The sequence below is a fragment of the Massilia sp. HP4 genome (assembly GCF_005222695.1).
Classification (GTDB): Bacteria; Pseudomonadota; Gammaproteobacteria; order Burkholderiales; family Burkholderiaceae_D; genus Telluria.
In genome coordinates this window covers 1-9,578 of record NZ_STGG01000050.1, presented here as the reverse complement: position 1 = coordinate 9,578, position 9,578 = coordinate 1, and the positions used below count along the sequence as shown (strand labels likewise).

Here is a 9,578-nt window from a genome sequence, read left to right as displayed (position 1 = left end):
GGCGTGAATGAAAAAACGGCCGCGTCGATCGACGCGGCCGTTTTTGTTTTGAGAAACGAAACCTAGTTCGGCTGCGCGCCGCCCAGCTGCTTCTTGAAATAAGCCTCGATCAAGCCATACACATGGCGCTGGTTGGTGCGGCCCGACATGCCGTGCTTGGCGCCCGGATAGGTCATCAGGTCGAACTGCACATTGCGTTTCACGAGTTCGTCGATCAGCAGCGTGGTGTTCGAGAACAGCACATTGTCGTCGGCCATGCCGTGGATCAGCAGCAGGTTCGACGTCATGCCGTCCAGGTGGGCGAACACGCCGCTGCGTTTATACGCTTCCGGATCGCCCTTCGGCGTGCCGCCGACATAGCGCTCGGTATAGTGGGTGTCGTACAGCGCCCAGTCGGTCACCGGCGCCACCGACACGCCCATCGCGATCTTGTCCGACGCTGCCGAGAGCAGGCGCAGGGTCATGAAGCCGCCATAGCTCCAGCCGAACACGCCCACGCGCTTCGGATCGACGAAGCTCTGCTTGGCCAGCCAGTCGATGCCGGCCACCTGGTCTTCGACTTCATGCTTGCCCAGGTTGTTGTACAGCACGTCGGTGAACTGGCGCTCGCGACGGCCCGAGCCGCGGTTGTCGAGCCTGAACACCACGAAGCCCTGCTGCGCCATGTACTGGTCAAAATAATTGCCCCAGGCGCGGGTCACGCGCTGCGAGTGCGGGCCGCCATAGGTGAACAGGAATACCGGATAGCGTTTACTGGCATCGAATCCGGCCGGCTTGATGATGGAGTAGTGCAGGGTCTGGCCATCGGCCGCCTTCAGGGTGCCGAATTCGGTCGGCAGGTGCGCATCCAGGTGGCGCGTGTACGGGTGCTTGGCGTCGAGCGGGTTCTTTTCGATCCACTCGACCATGCTGCCATCGGCGCGGCGGATCGACACTTGCGGCGGGGTGTTTGGATTCGACCAGGTGTCGACGAACAGCTTGCCGTTGCCGGCGAACGAAGCCTCATGCCAGCCGTCGCCCTGGGTGATGCGGGCCGGCTTGTCGGCGCCGCGGCCGTCCAGCGACAGCGCATAGGTCTGCTTGTCGATCACGGCGTCGCGGTTCGACGACACGTACACCTTGCCGGCGCCTTCGTCGACCGCCAGGATGCCGTCCACGCCCCACTCGCCGCGCGAGATCGGGTGCAGCAGCTTGCCGTTCAGGTCGTACAGGTACAGGTGTTTGTAGCCGCTCCGTTCGGATGCCCAGATGAAGGCCTGGCGATTCTTGAGGAAGCGCAGGTCGTTATGGACTTCGACCCAGGTTTTGGAATGTTCGGAGAACAGCGGACGCTGGGCCAGCGTGGCGACGTCGACCGCCACCAGGTCGAGGCGTTTCTGGTCGCGCGTCTGGCGCTGGTAGACCAGGGTCTTGGCGTCGGCGCTGAAGTCGGCGCGCACCAGGTAGATGTCCTTGTCCTGGCCCAGGTCGACCTTGCGCTGCGCGCCGGTGGCCGGGTTGACGATCATCAGCTCGATCGCCACGTTCGGATCGCCCGCGGCCGGGTAGTGCTGGTCGATCACCTCGGTGCGGTCGGCGAAGATCTCGAAGCGGCGCACGACCGGCACCGGCGCATCGTCGTAGCGGCGGTAGGCGATGTGCGAATCGTCCGGCGCCCAGTAGTAGCCGGTGTGCTGGCTCATCTCTTCCTGCGCGATGAACTCGGCTTCACCGTTGTGCACGGCGCCCTGGCCGTCGACCGTCAACTGGCGCTCGGCGCCGGTCGCCAGGTCGATCACCACCAGGTTCTGCTTGCGCACGAACGACACGTAGCGGCCGCGCGGCGAGATCTTCGGATCGATGACGTTGCCCGAGGCGACCTTGCGCGCAGCTTCAGGCTTGGCCGCGTCGACCAGGTAGAGGTCGCCGCCGATCGGCACCAGCAGCTGCTTGCCGTCGGGCGACCAGTAATAGTTCAGGATGCCCGACAGGCCGGCAGTACGCGCGCGTTCGCGGCGTGCTTTTTCTTCGAGCGACAACTCTTCGTTCGGCACCAGTTGCTTGGAGTCGACCAGGCGCTGGGTGGCCTTGCTTTTGGTGTTGTATTCCCACAGGTCGAGACGATACTGGTCGTCGGCGCGCGGGCGCAGGAAGGTGACGCGTTCGCCGTCCGGCGACACGCGCAGGTTGCGCACGCTGGCGCCGGCCAGCGAGGCCTCGCCGTAGATGCGGTCCAATGTCAGGCGTTCGGCCATGGCGGGCGAGGCCGCGAGGGCGGCCAGGAGAAGGAGAAGGAGAAGAGGGCGCATTGATGTCTCTTGAGGATTATTAATTTACAGCAATCGCGAGACGATACCAGAGTCAGCGGGGCTGCGCCATCGCGCCGTCGCGGATACGCTGGCGCGCCAGCTTCTCGAACTGCCAGGTCAGCAGCGCCGCCGCCACCGTCAACGCCACCACCAGGCCGATCCAGAAACCGGTGGCTTCCATCGGCGCGCTCGGGGTCCATGGGAACCAGGCCGGGGCCAGGCCCAGGATGCAGCCGAGCGGCAGCGACAGGCCCCAGAACGACAGCAGCTGGATCACCATCGGCGGGCGCGTCACCTGGTAGCCGCGGATCGCCGAGGCGGTGGCCACCTGGGTCGAGTCCGACAGCTGGAACAAGGCGGCGAACAGCAGCAAATGGGCGGTGACTTGCTGCACCGCCGGATCCGAGGTGTACATGGCCGCGATCTCCCAGCGGAACAGGGCGATGCCGAGCGCCGACACCACGCCGAAGGACACCGATACGCCGACGCCCACCCAGCCCACGAAGCGCGCCCGCACCGGGTCGCCTTCGCCCATGGCCTGGCCGACGCGGGTCAGCATGCCGATCGCGAAGCTGAGCGGCACCATGAACACCAGCGAGGAAAAATTGAGCGCGATCTGGTGCGACGACACCTGCACCACGCCATAGCGCGCCACGAGGAGGCTGATCAGGCCAAAAGCGCTGACCTCGGCGAAGTAGGTGACGCCGATCGGCAGGCCCAGGCGCAGTTGGGCGCCGATGGCCTGCGTATCCGGCCCTTCGTAGCGGTCGAACGGATAGGTGAGCCGGTAGGCGGGCGCGCGTTTGATCCACCACAGCATGGCGCCCAGCATCAGCCACATGGCGCCCGCCGTGGAGATCGCGCAGCCGACCGCGCCCAGTTGCGGGAAGCCGAATTTGCCGTACACCAGCACCCAGGCCACGATGGTATTGAAGACCAGGCCGCCGATGGCGATCCACATGATCGGCTTGGTCTGGTTGATGCTGGTCGTGTAGCCATACAGCGCGCGATAGACGCCGAAGGCCGGCATGCCGACGCTGATCACGTGCAGGAACAGCGAGGCGCGATCGGCCACGTGGGCGGCCATGCCGATATGGTCGAACAGCAAGGTACACAGGTTGGCGAACAGGCAGCCGACCAGGCCGACCAGCAAGCCCTTCCACATGGCCTGGCGCACCGAGTGTGGCACCCGGTCATGGCGCGCGGCGCCGATCTCGTGCGCGACCACGGTATTGATGGCCATCATGGTGCCCATGACGGTGACCAGCACAATCGACCACACCGCCGTGCCGAGCGACACCGCCGCCAGCTCATCGGCGCTGACGTGGCCGGTGAGGGCGACGTCGACCACGCCCATGCCGACCGTCGCCAGCTGGCCGACCAGGACCGGCCATGACAGGCGCCACAGGGTGGCGATCTCGGTACGGACGGGTGTGGCGGTGGCGATGGTGGCGGTCATGATGCGGCACGGGAATGGTGAACCCATGATTTTACTGACTTATTGTCAAGTCAGGTAATTGCGCCGCCGCAAGACAACTTGCCACGATCTGCACCACCGTAGAGCGACAGCCCGAGGAGGTCGCGATGGAAGAACTGTTGCCGTACTACGAGCGCGAACTGGTCTACCTGAACACCGTCGGCCGCGAGCTGGCCCACCAGTATCCGCGCCTGGCGGCCGAGCTGGGCCTGGGCCCCGAAGGTAGTGAAGACCCCCATATCCGGCGCCTGATCCAGGCCTGCGCGTTGCTCAATGCGCGCACCGCGAAAAAGCTCGACGACGACTATCCCGAACTGACCGATGCCTTGCTGGGCAGCCTGTATCCGCATTTCCTGCACGGCATGCCGAGTTGCTCGATCGCGCAGGTGGATGGCGGCGATCCGCAGGCCCGGGCCGGCAAGATCGAGCACGTGCAGGTGGTGCCGCGCGGTACCGAAATGAGTTCGCTGGCCGCGCGCGGTGCGCCATGCGTCTTTCGTACCACGGCGGCGCTGGAGCTGGCGCCCGTGCGGGTGGCGCGCGCCTGGTTCGAGCCGGTGGCCCACGTGCCGCCGCGCATCCGGTTGCCGCCGCGCGCCTCGGCCCGCATCGGCATCGCCTTCGACAGCGCCATGCCGGCGCGCATGCTGGTCGGCCGCGGCCTGCCGCGCTTGCGCCTGCACGTCGACGGCGACGGCCTGCTGTCGGCGGCGCTGATCGACGCGCTGGGCATGAACGTGGTCGAGACCTGGGTCGAGGCGGAAGGGATCGATGGCTGGCGCCGCCTCGACGCCCCGCTGCTGTGCCTGGGCGGGCTGGAGTCCGATGAAGCCCTGGTGCCAGAACAATCGCACGCCCATCCCGCCTACCGGCTGCTGACCGAGTACTTTGCCTTTCCGGATAAATTCCACTTTCTGGACGTGGATCTGGGCCGCCTGGCGCCGCTGCTGCCGGCCGGCGCGCGCCGCTTCACCCTGCATTTCCTGCTCACTGGCGTGCACCCCGAGTCGAGCGGCGCGCGCATCCTGCGCGCGCTGTCGGCCGCCAACCTGCTCAGCGGTTGCGTGCCGGTGGTGAACCTGTTCGGCCAGGCGGCGGCGCCGGTGCGCATCACGCACCGCGCGGCGATGTACGATGTGGCGCCGAGCCGGCACGAAGAGGGCGTCGAGGTCTACAGCATCGACGCGGTCCATGTGCTCAAGACCCGGGACGGCAAGACGACCAGCGTCGAGTACCGGCCATATTACGGCCTGCGCCACGGCGAGGCGGGGGCAGGTGGCGAAACCGGCCAGCGCTACTGGTTCGCGCGCCGCGATGACCGCGGCGACAGCCGCCATCGCATGAAGATCGCCTTCACCGACGACGATTATTCCCTGCTCGGAGAGGAGGCCAGCGTGGCCTCGATCGACCTCACCTGCAGCAACGGCGCGGCCGCCTGCGGCGTCGGCATCGGGGCGCCGGGCGGCGACCTGGCCAGCGAGACGGCGACTTCCGGCCTGCCGATTCGCCTGCTGCGCAAGCCCTCGCTGCCGCTGCGCTTCGGCAACCGCAACGGCACCCACTGGCGCCTGGTGACGCAACTGGCCCTCAATCACCGCTCGCTGGCCGACATCGACGCCTTCCGCGAAACCCTTGCCTTGTACGACCTGCCGCGATCCGGCGCCTCGCAGCGCCAGGTCGCCGGCGTTACGGCGATGGCTTCCAACCCGGCCACTGCCTGGCTGCGCAACCGCTACGGCGCGACCCTGGTGCACGGCATCGAGGTACGCATGACGATCGACGAGGACGCCTTCGCCGGCAGCAGCCTGTTCGTGTTCGCCCAGGTCGTGAGCCGCTTCCTGGGCCTGTATGTGCACCTGAACAGCTTTACCCGGCTGGTGCTCGTGTCCGCACAAGGCGGGAAGGAGTTGCTGCGATGCGAGCCCCGCAACGGCAGCCTGGCGCTGGTGTGATCGACGATCTGCTGCGCCATCCGCAGCGCTATGAATTCTTCCAGGCGGTGCGGCTGCTAGTGCGCTGGCTGGGCCGCCAGGGCATCGCGCCCGAGCATGCGCTGGGCGGCCTGATCCGCTTTCGCAACAGCCTGGGACTGGCCTTTCCAGCCAGCGACATCGAGGCCATCGAACCGACCACCGAGGGCGTCCCGGCGGTGAAGATCACGCCGTCCTTGATGGGTTTGCTGGGCGTGATGGGGACCTTGCCGCTGCATTACACCGAGCGTTTCGCGGCCTGGGAACTCACGGCCAGGGACGAGGGGCCGCGCGCCTTCCTCGACCTGTTCTCGAGCCGGCAAGTGGCGCTGTTCTACCGTGCCTGGTGCAAGTACCGGGTGCGCCATCCCTTCGAGCCCGGCGCTGATCATTTCATGCCGCTGCTGCTGGCGCTGGCCGGCGTGCCGCTGCGCGAGGAGGGCGTGCCGGATGCGGATGCGGCCAGCCTGGCCTGGTTCGCCGCGCCGCTGCGCAGCCGGGTGGTCAGCGCCGGCCTGGTGGCGGGCGTGCTGGAGGCGTACTTCCGTGTCCCGGTGAAGGTCGAGCAATTCACGGGACGCTGGGACATCCTGGCGCCGGGCCAGCGCACGCTTCTCGCGCGCAGCAATTGCGTGCTCGGCGCCGGCGCCACCGCCGGCGCGCGCCTGCTGCGGCCCGAGCTGGGCATCCGCATCCGGCTGGGGCCGGTGGAGGCCAGCGCCTTTGAGCGCTTCTTGCCGGGGGCGCCGGGAGCGCTGGCGCTGGCGGGCTTGCTGGACCGCTTCGCGATCGATGTGCCCTACCGCGAGCTGCAGGTGGTGCTGCGGCGCGAGGACGTGGCCGGTGCCCGCCTGGATGGCTCGGTGCGCCTCGGTCTCGATGGTTTCGTCGGCGAGGGGGCGGGCCGGCGCGACCGCGACGACGTGTGTTATCTGCTCGACTGAGCTGGCCTGGCCTGGCTGGCGGAACAATTGAATGCCGTCAGGCATGCGCGCGCCGCGCCCGCGATGGCCGACCTACAATCGATGCAGATGAACCATATTGAACAAGGAGGCCATATGCAACAAGCGCAGAACATGCAGCCGGCGGACCACGTCGAGCCGGCCGCCACCCAATCCCTGCAGGGCCGGCGCGTCGCGGTCCTGATGACCGATGGCGTCGAGCAGGTCGAATACACCGAGCCGCGCCGCTTCCTCGAGGAGCAGGGCGTGAAGGTGGTCCTGGTGTCGCCCAAGAAGGCGGGCGAGGACATCCAGGGTTTCAATCACCTGACGCCCGACCAGAAGTTCAAGGTCGAACTGAATGTGCAGGACGCGAAGCCGAACGACTACGACCTGCTGCTGTTGCCGGGCGGCGTCGCCAATCCCGACAGCCTGCGCCTGAGCCAGGAATCGATCGACTTCATCAAGGCCTTCGGTGACGAGGACAAGCCGATTGCCGCCATCTGCCACGGCCCGTGGCCGCTGATCGACGCCGGCGTGGCCGAGTCGAAGCACCTGACCAGCTGGCCATCGCTGCAGAACGATCTGCGCAACGCCGGCGCCGAATGGACCGATGAAGAAGTGGTCGTCGACGGCAAGCTGATCACCAGCCGCAAGCCGGACGATATTCCTGCGTTTAATGAGGCGATCATGAAGCAATTGATGGTGCTGCAGCAGGCAGGCAGCGATCCGGGGCCGACGTCGTGATGTTTTATGTGAGCGGCGTCACTGCAGGTGTTCGTACAGCGTGACGCTGCCTACCGCGATCAATACCAGTCCACCGAAAATCTCGGCGCGCTTGCCCACCACGGCCCCGATGCGGCGGCCGATCAACAATCCCAGCGTCACCATCGTCAGGGTCGCCAGGCCGATCGCCAGCGCCGGCCACAGGATGCCGGTGTCGGCAAAGGCCAGGCTGACGCCGACCACCATCGCATCGATGCTGGTGGCGAAGCCGGTCAGGGCCAGTAGCCAGAAGGGGCGGGCGGGATCGTCGGCCTCGGCATCCGGCTCGCCGCATCCCTCGATGATCATGCGGATGCCGAGGCCGCCGAGCAGCACGAAGGCGATCCAGTGGTCCCAGCTTTCGACATAAGAGGCAGCAATGCTGCCGAGCGCAAAGCCGACCAGCGGCGTCACGCCCTCGATGATCCCGAACAGCAGGCCGACCTTCAGCGCATCCTTGAGCAGGACGTTGGCGCGTTGGGAACCCATGGCGATCGCGACGGCGAACGCGTCGGTGGACATGGCGAAGGCGAGGATGACGATTGCGGCGAGGCTCATGACAGCTTTCCGATCGGGCACGACACAAGGCATGTCGCGCGGCCCGATCGTCGCGTGAACATGCCAATGGTCTTGCCAACCAGAAGGCTTCCGCACCATGACGTGGAGACGTCAAGTATGTTGATGTGGAACTTTCGATTGTGAAAGAGGCTACTCCCCAAGGGCGGGGGCATGGTACAGCAGAGTAGCCTGTGAAGCAAGAAGAGAGCATGCCGCCGCGCTCTCCCATGCAGCGACGGATTCAGCCGTAAGGCGTGTACTCGAAGCCGTTACCGATGATCCCGGCCAGGGTCGCGAAATTTTCCGCGCTCTCGCTGAAGCTGGCCAGCACTTGCGCGACCGACAGCGTGCCCTGGTCGAGCACGGCATTCCAGTGCGCGATTCCGCCCGCATCGCCTGCGCGGCCCAGCACGTGTTCGTAGAACTTGTCGACGATGGTTGCGTTGGACGGCGCGCTGCCGTACACCTTGCGAAACTCGTCGGAGATGACGAAGTAGTGGGCCGCGTCGTTCAGCGACAGGCCCTGGTCCATGTTCTTGATCCAGTAACCGAGCCCGGTCTTGTCGGGTTCGCGATCGAACGCCGCCTGGTACAGCCGGTAGGCCTGGCCGCCGACCATGTCGCGTCCCGTATCCAGCGCAACATTGGTGTCGGTGAACTGGATGCGGTCGGCATCGTCCAGCAGGGATGCATATCCCACGTCGCCGGCGCTGAAGAAAGTGAGGTCGAGTGCGCGATCGATATGGTAGTCGCCGGAACGGGTGTCGATGGCCAGGGTGCTGACCGGCTGGCCGTCGCCGCGCATGACGGCTTGCTGGTCGCGCACCGTCAGGCCGAGATCGCGCAGGACGCCGATGACGACCGGGTCAAGCGAGATACGCTCGCCATTGCGCGGCCCGTCGTAGCTCATCAGGGTCTCGGCGCCCGTCAGCCGGCCTTCGGCGAAGGTGATCGCATCGCCGAGGTGGACGTTGGTAAGGGGGACCTGCGCGCCATAGGCCTTGTTGGCGTGCTCACCGACGAAGTAGCTGCGGTCACCGTCGAACCTGACCAGGCGATCGAAGAGACTGGCGCCGGAGGAGGTTGGATCCGAGTGGCCACCGTTCGCAAGCCAGCCATTGAATCCCATCGTGTGCAGCAGTTCGTGCAACATGACGCGGAACCCATCGGTCTTGTCTCGAGGAATGTCATCGGCGCTGCCGAGGGTTTCGTCGAACCAATAATAGCGGTCGAGATTGGTGGTCCCGACATTGATGATTGCATCGGCCCTGGCGCCATTGACATCGACGCCAGACTTGATCTCTGCCGCGACGCCATCCTCATACAGCTGATAGGTTTTGCCGTCTTGCGCTTTGCCCGTGCCCATCATTTTGTTGTCCACGGAGTGCGCGCTCATCGTCGCAATGTTGGCATCGAATCGCAGTTCGATATCGATCGTGCCGGTGCCGCTGACATAGGTCGATAGCTGTCGAGTCCCGTTTGATCATAAACGCGTTTAACGAATAACTCAGGTCGCTTCTGTTGCCATTCCTTGAGCGCGAGGACGGGCGTTTTGCTGCCGATGGCGCGTTGCGGAATA

At 65.9% G+C, this 9,578-nt stretch carries 7 protein-coding genes, 1 pseudogene and 1 riboswitch; of the genes and pseudogenes, 3 read left to right on the top strand and 5 right to left on the bottom strand.

The genetic code is table 11. The features are described from left to right. Positions 1 to 62: 62 nt before the first annotated feature. Both E8M83_RS19270 and E8M83_RS19265 read right to left on the bottom strand, forming a co-directional pair. On the bottom strand, positions 63 to 2,288 hold the full coding sequence (locus E8M83_RS19270) for a S9 family peptidase (protein ID WP_137174973.1): 2,226 nt from the start codon (positions 2,286 to 2,288) through the stop codon (positions 63 to 65). Between the two features lie 52 nt (positions 2,289 to 2,340). Beyond that, a complete protein-coding gene (locus E8M83_RS19265; RefSeq protein WP_137174974.1) occupies positions 2,341 to 3,747 on the bottom strand; it encodes an MATE family efflux transporter in 1,407 nt (468 codons plus the stop codon). A gap of 125 nt (positions 3,748 to 3,872) precedes the next feature. Between E8M83_RS19265 and tssF the strand changes: the two genes are divergently transcribed. The 3 genes from tssF (at position 3,873) to E8M83_RS19250 (ending at position 7,423) form a co-directional block, all read left to right on the top strand. After that, positions 3,873 to 5,717, top strand: coding sequence for a type VI secretion system baseplate subunit TssF (gene tssF / locus E8M83_RS19260; RefSeq protein ID WP_137174972.1), 1,845 nt, complete (start codon positions 3,873 to 3,875; stop codon positions 5,715 to 5,717). Beyond that, positions 5,714 to 6,679, top strand: a complete 966-nt coding sequence (gene tssG / locus E8M83_RS19255) for a type VI secretion system baseplate subunit TssG (RefSeq protein ID WP_229491685.1) — start codon at positions 5,714 to 5,716, stop codon at positions 6,677 to 6,679. Before tssF ends, tssG begins: the two co-directional genes overlap by 4 nt. Positions 6,680 to 6,793: 114 nt before the next feature. Then, positions 6,794 to 7,423 carry a type 1 glutamine amidotransferase domain-containing protein gene (locus tag E8M83_RS19250; protein WP_137174970.1) on the top strand — a complete coding sequence of 210 codons (630 nt, stop codon included), beginning with the start codon at positions 6,794 to 6,796 and terminating at the stop codon, positions 7,421 to 7,423. A gap of 18 nt (positions 7,424 to 7,441) precedes the next feature. Here the strand turns inward: E8M83_RS19250 and E8M83_RS19245 are convergent, their stop codons facing one another. The 3 genes and pseudogenes from E8M83_RS19245 to E8M83_RS26335 all read right to left on the bottom strand — a co-directional run. After that, positions 7,442 to 7,999 (bottom strand): manganese efflux pump MntP family protein, encoded by a 558-nt coding sequence (locus E8M83_RS19245; RefSeq protein ID WP_137174969.1) that lies wholly within the window; start codon positions 7,997 to 7,999, stop codon positions 7,442 to 7,444. 4 nt (positions 8,000 to 8,003) lie between these two features. Beyond that, a riboswitch (yybP-ykoY riboswitch) is annotated at positions 8,004 to 8,170 on the bottom strand. A 70-nt stretch (positions 8,171 to 8,240) separates the two neighbouring features. Next, a complete protein-coding gene (locus tag E8M83_RS19240; RefSeq protein ID WP_170976864.1) occupies positions 8,241 to 9,368 on the bottom strand; it encodes a DUF4214 domain-containing protein in 1,128 nt (375 codons plus the stop codon). A gap of 23 nt (positions 9,369 to 9,391) precedes the next feature. Beyond that, positions 9,392 to 9,578 (bottom strand): annotated as a pseudogene (locus E8M83_RS26335) (hypothetical protein); the annotation flags it as partial.

Excerpts from the sequence above, each read along its gene's own strand:
- E8M83_RS19240 (WP_170976864.1), bottom strand. The coding sequence starts at position 9,368 with ATGATGGGCACGGGCAAAGCGCAAGACGGCAAAACCTATCAGCTGTAT.
- tssF (WP_137174972.1), top strand. The coding sequence starts at position 3,873 with ATGGAAGAACTGTTGCCGTACTACGAGCGCGAACTGGTCTACCTGAAC.
- E8M83_RS19270 (WP_137174973.1), bottom strand. The coding sequence starts at position 2,288 with ATGCGCCCTCTTCTCCTTCTCCTTCTCCTGGCCGCCCTCGCGGCCTCG.
- E8M83_RS19245 (WP_137174969.1), bottom strand. The coding sequence starts at position 7,999 with ATGAGCCTCGCCGCAATCGTCATCCTCGCCTTCGCCATGTCCACCGAC.
- E8M83_RS19250 (WP_137174970.1), top strand. The coding sequence starts at position 6,794 with ATGCAACAAGCGCAGAACATGCAGCCGGCGGACCACGTCGAGCCGGCC.
- E8M83_RS19265 (WP_137174974.1), bottom strand. The coding sequence starts at position 3,747 with ATGACCGCCACCATCGCCACCGCCACACCCGTCCGTACCGAGATCGCC.